Here is a 13915-nt window from a genome sequence, read left to right as displayed (position 1 = left end):
AGAACTAGAAGAATTAGCAAACCTAAAAAGTGAAATCATGGAGGTCAGAGAGCAAGAACACCCTCCTAGAACGATGAAGGAGCTTGAAAATCGTATCTTTAAAGCTGGAGAAGAATGGCGGGCAGAACATACTGAAACTAAGGTAAATGAGAACACAGGGGACGTTACCGAAAAGGTTGCCATGCCCCAAACCTTCACAGTAGCTAAAATACTGAGCGAGATTGTCACATTTACTTTTATCAGCAAGAGCAATATACCTGATTATAGCCTACTCTATATCTATGATTTAGACGAGGGTATCTATACCGCTAGTAATGATCTATTCAATCTTTTGTGTAAGACCTTTGACGTTAGAATTAAACCCAGAGAGTGGCCACAGATTAAGTTAATGGTTAGAACATTGACCAAGATAAAGAAACCTTTAGAAAGTTCCAACCTCATTCCCGTACAGAACGGCATTATCAACTTAGAAACTAAGGAACTACTCCCCTTTAGTCCTAAGTATGTAATTACAAGTAAGATAAGCACGGCCTACCACGCGCCTAAACGAGTCCCAACAGATAGAGAGGGCAAAACTTTTGATGATTGGCTAAACTCAATCGCTTGTAATGATAGTGAACTGGTCACACTGTTTTGGCAGATTATCCTTGAAGCTATTAACCCTAACCATACCCGAAATAAGTTTGCTATCTTCTACGGGGACGGTAACAATGGTAAAGGAACATTTCAGCGCTTCCTTATCAACCTGATAGGGGAAAGCAATATATCAGCCTTAAAACCTGCACAGTTTGCTGAAAAGCATAACTTAGAAACCCTGGTAGGTAAAGTTTGTAATATCGGAGATGAAGCCCCAAACGAATACTTAAAAAATCCGTCTGATTTAATGAGTATCACTAGTGGGGACACCGTGCTAGTCAATCCAAAAGGTCGGCCAGCCTTTGAAGCTACCTTTAAGCTATTCAATATCTTTTCAGGGAACTATATCCCCAATGGTGGCAACAAGACAAAAGGCTGGTATCGTAGAATTATGATTGTCCCTTTTAATGCTGACTTTAACGGGGAGAAGGAAAAACCTTGGATAAAAAATGAATTTTTGGCCAATAATGAAGTATTAGAGTACGCACTTTACAAAGCTATCAATCAAGAGCCATTTACTCACTTTATCGAACCTAAAGCAGTTAAAGGACTCATAGAAGAATACCAGGAGGATAATGACTACTTACTTTCATGGGTTAAGCATGAATACATGGAAAAAGGTTGGCATGAGCTAGACGTAGTACCTGTTTTTATACTAACCAGGTCGCTGAAACATTATGCTGAAGATATGGGAATACCCAAGCCCAATGTTTACGGGGCAGGAAAAGAAACGATAAGACACTTACAACAGTTAACACCCAATCATTACAAACTTAAGAGAGCGAGGGTCAAAGTTGAAGATTATGACAAACTAGATCCGCTAGAGTTTGAAAGAACCAAACTATCCAAAACTAATCACGCTGTCGTTAAAGACTAAAATGTTACCTTCTTTTTATGCCCTAAACCCTTGGTATATCTAGGTTTTTCCCCAAAAATGTTACCTTCTTGTTACCTTGTTTAGAAAGAAGGTAACGTTGTTAAACCCTTGATACTACTGACTTTTTTGGGAAAATGTTACCTTGTTACCTTGTTTTTAACTCTCTATATAGGGAAAAAATAGTATTTTTATATATAAGGGCTATGACTTCAAAAGAAGGTAACATGGTAACAAAAAGGGTCTAAACCCTTGGGGGAGTAAGGCTGAACTATGTTACCTAGAAGGTAACAAAATCACTAAAGAAGGTAACAAAATGGGGTAGATAGTACCGACCCCCTTGCAATGGTGTAACTACTAGTGACACCCTTAAAACAGAAAGAGGAAAAACAACATGACATTAAAAACATTTTCGGATAAAGCCAAAACATTTACTTTCACTTACTATTTTTGTGATCAGGCGACCGCTCAAGTAGCAGGTCACGCGCTACTGGGATATATGACTGGGACATATTGCCAGCCTGTAATCTCATTGACCTACAAGGATAAAGGCACGCTAGTAGCTGAGTATGTGGAAGATCACAAGCTAAACAAGACCTTTAAGCGTATTTGTGACAGTTTTAAAGACTACCACAAACAACCAGGAGAGGCTGAAGCATTTGAAGAACGTTACAAACGGGAGCGCGTGCTCCAACTCAAAGAGTCAGAGGACTTTGAGAGTTTACTGAATAAGGTCACAGACTACGAGCTGGAACTATTAGACTATGCTGATCGCTTGCTTTCTGATAAGCCTATCCCTATGGACTCTATGACTGCTTTTGGTACGTTGGAAATGCTGGGCGATGAAAGTATTAGCCTACTTAAGAAATTGGACGTAGAGGGCGAATATAAAGGCCTTGCTGATTATACAGAGCATTTGAAGTAAAACACAGGGGAGCAATCCCCTTTTTGTTATAAAGTCAATAGTTTTGGGTTTTTCCATATAGGTAGGGGGAAATAATGAGGCGGTTAGCAATAGAAACAATCACTAAACCAATGAAGCTGAGAGGAATATCTAAGGGTATAGCCGAGTTGGACGGTCAGCGTTTAGAGATTGATTTGGATAATTTAGAGATTGATTTTGGTGGAGAATCCTTTGAATTAGACAGAATAGCAGGAACTAAGGGAGGTAATCGATATTTTTTTCTTTGCCCTGATTGTGGTAGACGGTGCAGGTTGCTTTATAAACGGTATTTGTATTTTAGTTGCGGTACTTGTCTAGATATCCACAAGCACACCCTGAACCGCAGTAAAACGGATTGCCAATACTACTGGGAGCTTGCACTAAAAGAAGCTAGAAAGGTAGAACCAGGGTGGAGTCCTAGACGTGGCGGATATATGTTTGATAGTTTCCCTGAAAGACCAAAGTATATGAAGCGTGACAGGTATCATAAGCACTATATGAAGTTTTTGAAGTATACTAAAAAAGGGGATAGATTTTGGCTGAATGGTTTGAGATTGTAGGACAATATGAAGTAGTGTGCAATTTACAAAACAAACAAATACTACATATTAGACGGTTTGAATGTTAAAAAAGCTAGATATATCAAGGATTTAAGTAAGTAGAGCGTTCCAAAAAGGGTGCAGTAAGCGTTCCAAAAAAAGGGTGAGATAAGGGTGAGGTTGAATATTTAAAAAAGGCTAAGATTAGGCTAAGGTCACATACTTCAAAATAGCAAGGTTTTAGCAAGGTACAGGGCTTTTTTCTAGTGATAGAACCCCAAGGTTACCACAAGGTATAGCTACTTTTTTAGAACCATAGAACGGTAAGGTTTTGGTAAGGTATCGAAGTTTTTCAATGGTGAGGTTTTGGTGAGGTAAGAGCAAAAAATGTAAAGGTTTTGTCAAGGTTGCGTATTTAAAAGCCCCAAGGTTACCACAAGGTAGAGAGGTTTATCGAGGGTTAGAAAAGGTGATATTTTGCTTAGGTAGTGGCAATAAATATGCCTGACAAATGGCAGGGTGATGTGTGTTGAACTCCGAGCGAACGCCGAGAAAATACCTCTTGAACAGAGAACGAACAGAGAAGATTACATAGCTTGAAGCTCGAGCGAAGCCCGAGAAAGTGGATATATCCCCCTATCATTTATCAAGCAGATAAGAGCAATAACCCCCCCCCTTAACTCCCTGAGAAACGACAAGCAGATAAGTGAAGTTTTTACCCCTCTTATTTCTGATTTACTCCTTGCAGAATGACAAGCAGATAAGGACGATAATAAGCCTTCTTAATTGCTTACAAAACGATAGGGAGTTAAGACGAATTTAAAAGCCCCTTATTTTCGTTTTTCTCCTTGTCAAATGGTAAGGAAATAAGACAGGAAATAACATCGCTTATTTTGATTTTGCTCCCTGAAAAACTGTAAGGAGATAAGGAGACTTATTAGCTTCCTTAATTTGGATTTACTCCTTACAAAATGATAGGGAAATAAGAACTAAAATAACTCCCCTTATTTTCCTACCAAATGACAGGGAGATAAGAGCGGTTTAAAAGTCTGTTATTTTGGATTTGTTGCTTACCAAATGATAAGCAGATAAGCAAAGAAATAACTTGCCTTAATTGCTTGCAGAATGACAAAGAAATAAGAGAAATAAAAACATCCCTTAATTGCTTATCAAACCATAAGGAGATACGGGGCTATCTCCCTCCCCACGCGCTTCTATGAGCTTCACCCGTCATTGTGCATTTTTTCTCACGGGGAAGCATTTGAAGCTAGAGCGAACATAGAGAAATAGCAAAAAAAGCCAAGGCGCTCCGCCTCAGCTATAATCTCAATAATATTATATCATGAAGGAGCGAACTAATGGAGCTGGATAAGTTTAAAACGATGATAAACGTCAGAGAGCGGATGACTTACTTTCTACGTTTCCAGAGGATGGCAGGAAGTGAAAACCAAGTTACGATAGATGAAGAGGCTTGGAAACTTGTCTTACCTGATCAGTGGAATTTGAGCGGTGAGCATGAAAAAGCAATCCGTGAGGGGTTGGAGATATTCGCCCACGACATCAACAGCATAGAGAACGAGAGAGCCAGAAAATACTTTATTATCCATTATTGTTACATGAGGAAGAAAACAGTAAGTGAATGCTTAGAAATGGCAGGAACTAGTGTTACAAGTTACCACAGGTACAAACAGATAGCCGTCTTAAACTTTGCGAGAATCCACCAGAGCGGAGAGCTAGAAGCATATAAGTAGGCAAATGTAGGCTGAGGCTTCATATTTGCCCCCTATTTTGCTTTGTTTCGTACTGGACAACTAAAACACCACGGATAAACTACAAGCCCTTGGAGAGCAAACTGGGGACTTTTGTGAGTTCATAATCTTATAAACCACGCGCTTCATGGTATAATATACCTATCAGCAATCAGAAACTAAAGTATGGAAAAGTATGTACATATTTCATCAGAAAACAAAAAAGCACGTTTGACCGTGCTAGTTTCTTGCCTGCTGAACTCGTCAAATCTTAGCCCTTTTGTGGGGCTTTTTTGCTCCCCTTTTTGCGTACTTTGGGGGAGCAAGTAGTAAAAAGTAATGTTAGTGTTTTTTGTTCAAAAGCGCGTGATATAAGGGTTAGGAAGCCCTAAGGAAATATAAAATAAGCGATTGTTGATTATACTACAAATTCAGCCTTTTGGGTAATAGAATCTCACTTTTTTTGGTATAATGGTAAGCAATAATGGACTAGAAAGAACAAAAATGCAAGATAAAATTGTCATTCATGGGGCGCGTGCCCATAATTTAAAAAATATTGATGTGGAGATTCCACGAGACAAGTTAGTTGTCGTGACCGGCTTGTCAGGTTCGGGGAAATCCAGTCTGGCTTTTGATACCCTCTATGCGGAGGGGCAACGTCGCTATGTGGAGAGTTTGTCAGCCTATGCTCGCCAGTTCTTGGGCAATATGGAAAAACCAGATGTGGATGCTATTGATGGTCTCAGCCCAGCTATTTCCATCGACCAGAAAACGACTAGTAAAAACCCTCGCTCGACGGTGGGAACCACGACTGAAATCAATGACTATCTGCGTCTCCTCTACGCACGTGTGGGGACGCCTTACTGTATCAACGGGCATGGGGCTATCAAGGCTTCTTCTGTGGAGCAAATCGTTGATAAGGTTTTGGAGTTGCCAGAACGCCAACGTCTGCAAATCTTAGCCCCAGTTATCCGTAAGAAAAAAGGACAGCACAAGAGTGTTATTGAAAAGATTCAGAAAGATGGTTATGTTCGTGTCCGTGTGGATGGGGAAGTCTATGATGTGACCGAAGTGCCAGAGTTGTCTAAGAGCAAGCAACACAATATCGATGTCGTGGTTGACCGTATTGTCATCAAGGAGGGCATTCGTAGTCGTCTCTTTGATTCCATTGAGGCAGCCCTTCGTATTGCAGAAGGTTATGTCATTATCGACACTATGGACGACTCTGAGTTGTTGTTCTCTGAGCACTATGCCTGTCCAGTTTGTGGCTTTACTGTTCCAGAGTTAGAGCCACGTCTCTTCTCATTCAATGCTCCTTTTGGTTCTTGTAGTGAGTGTGACGGCTTGGGCATCAAGCTGGAGGTGGATACTGATTTGGTAGTACCAGATGCCAGCAAAACGCTACGTGAGGGGGCGCTAGCACCTTGGAATCCTATCTCATCCAACTACTATCCAAACATGCTAGAGCAGGCTATGACAGCCTTTGGAGTGGATATGGATAAGCCTTTTGAGGACTTGTCAGAAGAGGATACGAACTTGATTCTCTATGGGTCAGATGGCAAGGAATTCCATTTCCACTATGAGAATGAATTTGGTGGTGTGCGCGATATTGACATTCCTTTTGAGGGAATTGTCAATAATATCAAGCGTCGCTATCACGAGACAAACAGCGATTACACCCGCACCCAGATGCGCCTCTACATGAATGAGCTGACCTGCGGAACCTGTCACGGTTACCGTCTCAATGATCAGGCCTTGTCTGTCCGTGTGGGTGGCGAGCAAGGGCCACATATCGGAGAAATTTCAGACCTGTCTATCGCAGACCACTTAGACTTGGTGAGCCAGCTGACCTTGTCTGAAAATGAAGCCATCATCGCTCGTCCCATTCTCAAGGAAATCAAGGATCGTTTGACCTTCCTTAATAACGTGGGTCTTAACTATCTGACTCTGTCTCGCTCAGCAGGAACCCTTTCAGGTGGGGAAAGCCAGCGTATTCGCTTGGCAACCCAGATTGGTTCTAACCTATCAGGTGTCCTTTATATTCTAGATGAGCCGTCAATCGGTCTTCACCAGAGGGACAATGACCGTCTGATTGCTAGTCTCAAAAAGATGCGCGACTTGGGTAATACACTCATTGTGGTGGAACATGACGAAGATACCATGCGTGAGGCGGATTATCTGATTGACGTTGGTCCCGGTGCCGGTGTTTTTGGTGGGGAGATTGTTGCTGCAGGTACGCCTAAACAGGTAGCTCGTAACAGTAAGTCTATCACAGGCCAGTACTTGTCAGGTAAACGTGCTATTCCAGTGCCAACAGAGCGCCGTACTGGTAATGGTCGTTTTATCGAAGTGACAGGAGCGCGTGAGAACAACTTGCAAAATGTCACTGCTCGCTTCCCACTAGGGAAATTTATCGCAGTGACAGGGGTGTCGGGTTCAGGGAAATCGACCCTCATCAACAGCATTCTCAAAAAAGCGATTGCCCAAAAGCTCAACCGTAATTCAGATAAACCTGGTAAATTTAAGACTATTACAGGGATTGAGCATGTTGATCGTTTGATTGACATTGACCAGAGTCCTATCGGACGGACGCCAAGGTCTAACCCTGCTACCTATACGGGAGTTTTTGACGATATACGTGACCTCTTTTCCCAGACAAATGAAGCCAAGATTCGAGGCTACAAGAAGGGTCGTTTCAGTTTCAACGTCAAGGGTGGTCGCTGTGAAGCCTGCTCAGGTGATGGGATCATCAAGATTGAGATGCACTTCTTGCCAGATGTTTATGTGGCTTGTGAAATTTGCCACGGAACCCGCTACAACAGTGAAACCCTAGAAGTCCACTACAAGGAAAAAAATATCTCGCAGGTCTTGGATATGACCGTCAACGATGCGGTGGAATTCTTCCAACATATTCCGAAAATTCAACGCAAACTTCAGACCATCAAGGATGTAGGGCTGGGCTATGTGACGCTAGGTCAACCAGCTACCACCCTTTCTGGGGGAGAAGCCCAGCGTATGAAGTTGGCTAGTGAACTTCACAAACGCTCGACAGGAAAATCTTTCTACATTTTGGATGAGCCAACGACAGGGCTGCATACTGAGGACATCGCTCGCTTGCTTAAAGTCTTGGCTCGCTTTGTAGACGATGGCAATACAGTCCTCGTCATTGAGCACAATCTGGATGTCATTAAGACGGCAGACCATATCATCGACTTGGGACCTGAGGGCGGTGTCGGTGGTGGAACCATCATCGCAACAGGAACTCCAGAAGAAGTAGCGGCCAATGAAGCCAGCTACACAGGACATTATTTGAAAGGAAAGTTACATCATGAATAAACGCGTACAAGCATTTCTAGCTAAAATGCAAGAAAAAGAACTAGATGGCATTATCATCAATAACCTTAAAAACGTCTATTATTTGACGGGTTTTTGGGGCTCAAACGGAACAGTCTTCATCAGTCGTGACCGCCAGGTCTTGGTGACAGACTCTCGCTATATCATTGCAGCTAAGCAAGAAACCAGTGGGTTTGAGATTATGGCTGATCGTGATGAATTGGCTGTCATTGGAGGAATTGTTAAGGATATGGGCTTGTCTCGAATCGGTTTTGAGGACGAGATTTCGGTTTCTTATTACCATCGTATGCAGGCTACCTTTGAAGGAATTGACTTGCTTCCACAGACTCAGTTTGTTGAAGGTCTTCGAATGATTAAGGATGAAGCGGAGATTGCAGCTATTCGCAAGGCTTGTTCTATCTCAGACCAAGCTTTCCGCGACGCGCTTGACTTTATCAAACCAGGAAAGACAGAGATTGAAATAGCCAACTTCCTTGACTTCCGCATGCGTGAGTTGGGAGCATCTGGCTTATCTTTTGATACGATCCTAGCTAGCGGTATCAATTCTTCCAAACCTCATGCTCATCCTATGCACAAACCAGTTGAGCTAGGAGAAGCCATTACCATGGACTTCGGTTGCCTTTATGACCACTATGTCAGTGATATGACCCGGACTATCTATCTGGGGCATGTCAGCGATGAGCAGGCAGAGATTTACAATACGGTTCTCAAAGCCAATCAAGCCTTGATTGACCAAGCTAAGGCTGGCTTAGGTTTCCGTGACTTTGACAAAATTCCTCGTGATATTATCATCGAGGCAGGTTATGGCGACTACTTTACCCACGGTATCGGACACGGTATTGGACTGGATATCCATGAGGAACCATACTTTAGCCAGACTTCTACAGAAACTATTAAGGCAGGTATGGCCTTGACTGATGAACCAGGTATCTATATCGAAGGCAAATATGGTGTTCGTATCGAGGACGATATTCTGATTACAGAGACAGGTTGTGAATTGTTAACCCTAGCTCCAAAAGAGTTGATAGTTATTTAAGACTCAAACAACTCAAATGATTGACTTTTAAATTTTAAAGGTTTATACTGAAAAAAGAAAACGGTAGGTGAGGCTACCATAGGGATACGGATGACTACCGCAAAGCAGTGGAGACACTACTCGTTGGTCAACAGTCCTGGTCGCGAAGGCCAAGACTAAGCTCATTTCATTGCCCTATGGAGTTAAAGCTTGAACGAAAAACAGATAATTAGTTTTTTAATCCTGCCATTTTATGGTGGGATTTTCTACTGTTTAAAACAAAGAAAGGAGACAGACGATGCAAATTGACGATCATCCGGAACCGCACATACACAGCCAATCGCTGATTTGTGTCGTTCTGCCCTTATAAAGTGATTGGTCTCTGTGTATGAAACACATCATTCATACAGATAGGAGAAACCAATGAAAACTACAAAAGAAAGATTAGCAACAGCTATTCATACATCCTTAAACGAAACTCTATCTTTTTATAAGACAAGTCTAACAGGCTTAACTGAGGAGCAGGTGGAGAAAAATCGTGTCCTATATGGCGAAAACACCATTACCAAAGGCCAAGAAGATTCGATTTTGAAAAAGATTTACGAATCGATTATCAATCCTTTTACAATCATCTTGCTGGTCATCGCCGTGATTTCCTTAGTGACCAATGTCTGGTTGGCAAAACCAGGTCAAGAGGATCCGACGACTTCCATTATCATCGTTGTTCTAGTCCTCATTTCTGGAGGTATTCGATTTATCCAAGAACTCCGCAGTGATAAGGCTGCGACCAATCTTTCAAAAATGATTGTCAACACAGCGACTGTCATTCGTCAAGGAGAAATTCAAGAAGTACCTATCGATGATTTGGTAGTGGGGGACGTGGTTAAATTAAGCGCTGGAGATATGATTCCAGCAGATCTTCTTTTATTTGAGTCGCGCGATTTCTTTGTCCAACAGTCTGGCTTGACAGGCGAAAGTGATTCTGTTGAAAAATTGGCCTTGACCAAGGCAACAGTTCAACAATCTGATAGTCTGCTCGGAGCCGCATCCTTGGCTTTTATGGGAACCAATGTCTTATCTGGCAGTGCCAAGGCCGTGGTTTTGGCGGTTGGTGATGATACCATGATGGGGGCCATTGAGCAGACTCTGAACACCTATGATGAGCCTACTTCGTTTGAACGAGAGATGAACAGTATTTCTTGGCTCTTGATCCGTTTGATGTTGGTCATGGTGCCCATCGTTTTCTTGTCCAATGGTTTAACAGATGGCGACTGGCTGGAAGCTGGCGTATTTGCTTTGAGTGTTGGTGTTGGATTGACACCTGAAATGCTTCCTATGATTATTACCGCTAGCCTAGCAAAAGGTTCTATTATCATGGCCAAGGAAAAAGTGGTTATCAAGAAACTCAATGCCATACAGGACTTAGGGGCGATTGATATCTTGTGTACAGATAAGACAGGAACTCTAACCCAAGACGAAATTGTCCTTGAATATCCCTTGGACATCCACGGACGCTTGGATTTGACTGTCTTGAGACGTGCTTATCTCAATTCTTATTTTCAAACGGGCTTGAAAAATTTGATGGACAGAGCTATCATCAAACGGACTGAAAAGGAAGCAAAAGAACACGCCCTCTTGCAAAATTTGGCTCAAACTTTTCAAAAAATAGATGAGCTTCCCTTTGATTTTGAACGTAGACGGATGAGTGTTATCGTTAAAGATGAGCACGAAGTGGTTAGTTTGGTAACCAAGGGTGCCCTAGAGGAGATGTTGACGATTTCCAGTCATGCGGAATACCAAGGAGTGATTACTCCCTTGACAGATGCTATTAGAGAAGAAATTTTAGCGGAAGTCCGACAACTAAATCAACAAGGTTTGCGTGTCTTGGGAGTGGCTTATAAGTCAGGTTTGAGGGAAGATCATGCCTATACAGTTGATGACGAAGGGGATATGATTCTAACTGGTTATTTAGCCTTCCTAGATCCTCCTAAACCATCTGCAGCACCAGCAATTAAGGCTTTGTTAGAACATGGGGTTCAAACAAAAATTTTGACGGGAGATAACGAAAAAGTTACCCAAGCAGTCTGTGAAAAGGTTGGTTTGGATATCAATCAGATGCTGTTAGGATCTGAAATTGATCAGATGAGTGATCAAGAATTGGCTCAAGCCGTGGAGGAGGTAACAGTTTTTGCCAAACTTTCTCCTGACCAAAAAGCAAGGATTATTTTACAATTTAAGGCTAATGGTCATGCGGTCGGCTATATGGGAGATGGAATCAATGATGCCCCTTCTATGAAAGTAGCAGATGTGGGAATTTCTGTTGATACAGCAGTAGATATTGCTAAAGAAACAGCTGATGTTATCTTACTTGATAAGGATCTCATGGTGCTTGAAAAAGGACTTGTTGAAGGTCGTAAGGTCTATGCCAATATGACCAAATATATCAAGATGACAGTGAGTTCTAATTTTGGAAATATCTTATCCCTATTGGTCTCTGGAATCTTTTTACCATTTTTACCAATGGCACCAGTCCATTTGATTATCCTAAATCTAGTCTATGATTTGTCTTGTATTGCCTTGCCTTTTGACAAGGTGGATAAAGATTTTTTGAGAAATCCGCATACCTGGGAAGCTAAGTCCATCACACGTTTCATGATTTGGATGGGACCTATCTCTTCTGCCTTTGACATTTTGACCTTTATTTTGCTTTATTTTATCATTGTACCCATGACAACAGGTCAAGCTTATGTTCATGGGGCAGAGTCTGCCGTAGGTTTTATTGTCTTGTTTCAGACAGGTTGGTTTATCGAGTCCATGTGGTCACAGACCATGGTTATCCATATGCTGCGTTCAGCTAAAATTCCCTTTTTACAAAGTCGTCCAGCTTGGCTAGTCCTTGTGACAACCTTATTGGCTGCAGCCTTTGTGACCTTCCTTCCCTACAGTCCACTCGCAATCCTACTTCATCTAACTCCTTTAAAACCGATTTATTTCATCTTTTTACTTTTCATCATTATTTTGTATATGATTAGCGTGACAATTGTGAAAAAAATCTATATCAAGAAATATCAAGAATGGCTGTAAATTTCATTTTGTCAAGAAAAAAGTACGAAAATGACGAAAAAAGTCAAAAAAATTTAAAAATAGGTCGCAAGTCGGATGTTTTTTATGGTATAATAGACTAAACTGATAGTAACATGTAGCGAAAGGGGTAGGTACATGATTAAAATTTATACAGTCTCAAGTTGTACTAGCTGTAAAAAAGCAAAAACCTGGCTCAATGCCCACCAGTTAAGTTATAAAGAACAAAACCTTGGTAAAGAAGGAATTACGAGAGAAGAATTACTGGATATTCTGACAAAAACAGATAACGGAATAGCCAGCATCGTTTCGTCTAAAAATCGCTATGCCAAAGCCCTTGGAGTGGATATTGAAGATTTGAGTGTCAATGAAGTCCTCAATCTGATTATGGAAACACCGAGAATTTTAAAGAGCCCAATCCTTGTGGATGAAAAACGCCTGCAAGTTGGCTATAAGGAAGACGATATTCGTGCCTTCCTACCACGCTCTGTCCGTAATGTAGAAAATGCAGAAGCACGTTTGCGTGCAGCTCTATAAACATCAAGGCTGGGAGCAACTCCCAGTCTTATTCTATTTTGTACTCTTCAAAAATCTCTTCAAACCGCGTCAACATCGCCTTGCCGTAGGTATGGTTACTGACTTCGTCAGTTCTATCCACAACCTCAAAACAGTGTTTTGAGCTGACTTCGTCAGTTTTATCTGCAACCTCAAAGCAGTGCTTTGAGCAGCCTGCGGCTAGTTTCCTAGTTTGCTCTTTGATTTTCATTGAGTATTAATCTCAAAAAGAAAGAAGAAAGAAATGAAAAAAATAGCTCTTGTTAGTCTAGCTTTCCTTTTTGTCCTGGTTGGTTGCGGACAGAAAAAAGAAACTGGACCAGCTACAAAAACAGAAAAGGATACGCTTCAGTCGGCATTGCCAGTTATTGAAAATGCCGAGAAGAATACAGTTGTGACCAAGACTTTGGTCTTGCCCAAGTCAGATGATGGTAGTCAGCAAACCCAAACCATTACATACAAGGACAAGACTTTTTTGAGCTTAACGATTCAACAAAAGCGTCCAGTCTCTGATGAGTTGAAAACTTATATTGACCAACACGGAGTGGAAGAAACTCAAAAAGCTCTTCTCGAGGCAGAGGAGAAGGATGAGGCCATCATAGAAGCTCGTAAATTAGCAGGATTTAAGCTTGAAACCAAACTATTGAGTGCAACTGAACTTCAAACAACGACTAGTTTTGATTTTCAAGTTTTGGATGTCAAGAAGGCTTCTCAGTTAGAATATTTGAAGAACATTGGTTTAGAAAATCTCTTGAAGAATGAACCAAGCAAATATATTTCAGACAGATTGGCAAATGGCGCGACAGAACAATAGAAAATCCAAATAAATAGACTGCCTGATTTGTAGAACGTAAGGAATTATGCTATAATAGTAATATTCTAAGGAAAGAGGGTGTTAGAATGGGATTTACTGAAGAAACAGTACGTTTTAAATTGGACGATTCCAATAAAAAAGAAATTAGCGAAACTTTGACTGATGTCTATGCTTCGTTGAACGATAAGGGCTACAACCCAATTAACCAAATCGTAGGTTACGTATTGAGTGGAGACCCTGCCTACGTTCCTCGTTATAATAATGCACGAAATCAAATCCGTAAGTATGAGCGTGATGAAATCGTTGAGGAATTGGTCCGCTACTACCTTAAAGGACAAGGAGTCGATCTATAACCT

Annotated in this window: 11 protein-coding genes and 1 riboswitch; of the genes, 10 read left to right on the top strand and 1 reads right to left on the bottom strand. The window is 41.4% G+C overall.

Features of this window, described 5'->3' with window-relative positions:
- Window positions 1–37 precede the first annotated feature (37 nt).
- The 8 genes from N8M95_RS04315 (at window position 38) to spx (ending at window position 12727) form a co-directional block, all read left to right on the top strand.
- Complete coding sequence (locus N8M95_RS04315) at window positions 38–1513, top strand: DNA primase family protein (RefSeq protein ID WP_261116677.1); 1476 nt, start codon at window positions 38–40, stop codon at window positions 1511–1513.
- A gap of 391 nt (window positions 1514–1904) precedes the next feature.
- Window positions 1905–2435, top strand: a complete 531-nt coding sequence (locus N8M95_RS04310; protein ID WP_261116676.1) for a hypothetical protein — start codon at window positions 1905–1907, stop codon at window positions 2433–2435.
- Between the two features lie 74 nt (window positions 2436–2509).
- A complete protein-coding gene (locus N8M95_RS04305) occupies window positions 2510–3013 on the top strand; it encodes a hypothetical protein (RefSeq protein WP_261116675.1) in 504 nt (167 codons plus the stop codon).
- Window positions 3014–4350: 1337 nt separating this feature from the next.
- Window positions 4351–4743: a transcriptional regulator gene (locus N8M95_RS04300; RefSeq protein WP_261116674.1), complete on the top strand. Its 393-nt coding sequence runs from the start codon at window positions 4351–4353 to the stop codon at window positions 4741–4743.
- Window positions 4744–5244: 501 nt separating this feature from the next.
- Complete coding sequence (gene uvrA, locus N8M95_RS04295) at window positions 5245–8076, top strand: excinuclease ABC subunit UvrA (protein ID WP_261116673.1); 2832 nt, start codon at window positions 5245–5247, stop codon at window positions 8074–8076.
- The gene (locus tag N8M95_RS04290; protein ID WP_033682421.1) at window positions 8069–9130 is read left to right on the top strand and encodes a M24 family metallopeptidase; all 1062 of its coding nucleotides are present in this window, start codon (window positions 8069–8071) and stop codon (window positions 9128–9130) included. The genes uvrA and N8M95_RS04290 overlap by 8 nt, the downstream gene beginning before the upstream one ends.
- A gap of 52 nt (window positions 9131–9182) precedes the next feature.
- Window positions 9183–9336, top strand: a riboswitch (M-box (ykoK) riboswitch).
- A gap of 196 nt (window positions 9337–9532) precedes the next feature.
- On the top strand, window positions 9533–12193 hold the full coding sequence (mgtA, locus tag N8M95_RS04285) for a magnesium-translocating P-type ATPase (RefSeq protein WP_261116672.1): 2661 nt from the start codon (window positions 9533–9535) through the stop codon (window positions 12191–12193).
- A gap of 135 nt (window positions 12194–12328) precedes the next feature.
- Window positions 12329–12727: a transcriptional regulator Spx gene (gene spx, locus N8M95_RS04280; protein ID WP_000591165.1), complete on the top strand. Its 399-nt coding sequence runs from the start codon at window positions 12329–12331 to the stop codon at window positions 12725–12727.
- A 28-nt stretch (window positions 12728–12755) separates the two neighbouring features.
- Here the strand turns inward: spx and N8M95_RS04275 are convergent, their stop codons facing one another.
- The gene (locus tag N8M95_RS04275) at window positions 12756–12956 is read right to left on the bottom strand and encodes a hypothetical protein (RefSeq protein WP_049502622.1); all 201 of its coding nucleotides are present in this window, start codon (window positions 12954–12956) and stop codon (window positions 12756–12758) included.
- Between the two features lie 33 nt (window positions 12957–12989).
- Here N8M95_RS04275 and N8M95_RS04270 point away from each other — a divergent pair, with 33 nt between their 5' ends.
- Window positions 12990–13559 carry an SP0191 family lipoprotein gene (locus N8M95_RS04270; protein ID WP_247949596.1) on the top strand — a complete coding sequence of 190 codons (570 nt, stop codon included), beginning with the start codon at window positions 12990–12992 and terminating at the stop codon, window positions 13557–13559.
- Window positions 13560–13645: 86 nt separating this feature from the next.
- Window positions 13646–13912, top strand: a complete 267-nt coding sequence (locus N8M95_RS04265; RefSeq protein WP_000507059.1) for an IreB family regulatory phosphoprotein — start codon at window positions 13646–13648, stop codon at window positions 13910–13912.
- Window positions 13913–13915: the final 3 nt, after the last annotated feature.

Origin of the sequence: Streptococcus mitis (genome assembly GCF_946190325.1) — a bacterium.
GTDB classification, from domain to species: domain Bacteria; phylum Bacillota; class Bacilli; order Lactobacillales; family Streptococcaceae; genus Streptococcus; species Streptococcus mitis_CF.
Note: the sequence above shows the minus strand (reverse complement) of the source record. Positions and strands in the feature narration are given on the sequence as shown.

Excerpts from the sequence above, each read along its gene's own strand:
- N8M95_RS04315 (WP_261116677.1), top strand. The coding sequence starts at position 38 with ATGGAGGTCAGAGAGCAAGAACACCCTCCTAGAACGATGAAGGAGCTT.
- N8M95_RS04300 (WP_261116674.1), top strand. The coding sequence starts at position 4,351 with ATGGAGCTGGATAAGTTTAAAACGATGATAAACGTCAGAGAGCGGATG.
- N8M95_RS04270 (WP_247949596.1), top strand. The coding sequence starts at position 12,990 with ATGAAAAAAATAGCTCTTGTTAGTCTAGCTTTCCTTTTTGTCCTGGTT.
- uvrA (WP_261116673.1), top strand. The coding sequence starts at position 5,245 with ATGCAAGATAAAATTGTCATTCATGGGGCGCGTGCCCATAATTTAAAA.
- N8M95_RS04310 (WP_261116676.1), top strand. The coding sequence starts at position 1,905 with ATGACATTAAAAACATTTTCGGATAAAGCCAAAACATTTACTTTCACT.
- N8M95_RS04290 (WP_033682421.1), top strand. The coding sequence starts at position 8,069 with ATGAATAAACGCGTACAAGCATTTCTAGCTAAAATGCAAGAAAAAGAA.
- mgtA (WP_261116672.1), top strand. The coding sequence starts at position 9,533 with ATGAAAACTACAAAAGAAAGATTAGCAACAGCTATTCATACATCCTTA.
- N8M95_RS04305 (WP_261116675.1), top strand. The coding sequence starts at position 2,510 with ATGAGGCGGTTAGCAATAGAAACAATCACTAAACCAATGAAGCTGAGA.
- spx (WP_000591165.1), top strand. The coding sequence starts at position 12,329 with ATGATTAAAATTTATACAGTCTCAAGTTGTACTAGCTGTAAAAAAGCA.
- N8M95_RS04265 (WP_000507059.1), top strand. The coding sequence starts at position 13,646 with ATGGGATTTACTGAAGAAACAGTACGTTTTAAATTGGACGATTCCAAT.
- N8M95_RS04275 (WP_049502622.1), bottom strand. The coding sequence starts at position 12,956 with ATGAAAATCAAAGAGCAAACTAGGAAACTAGCCGCAGGCTGCTCAAAG.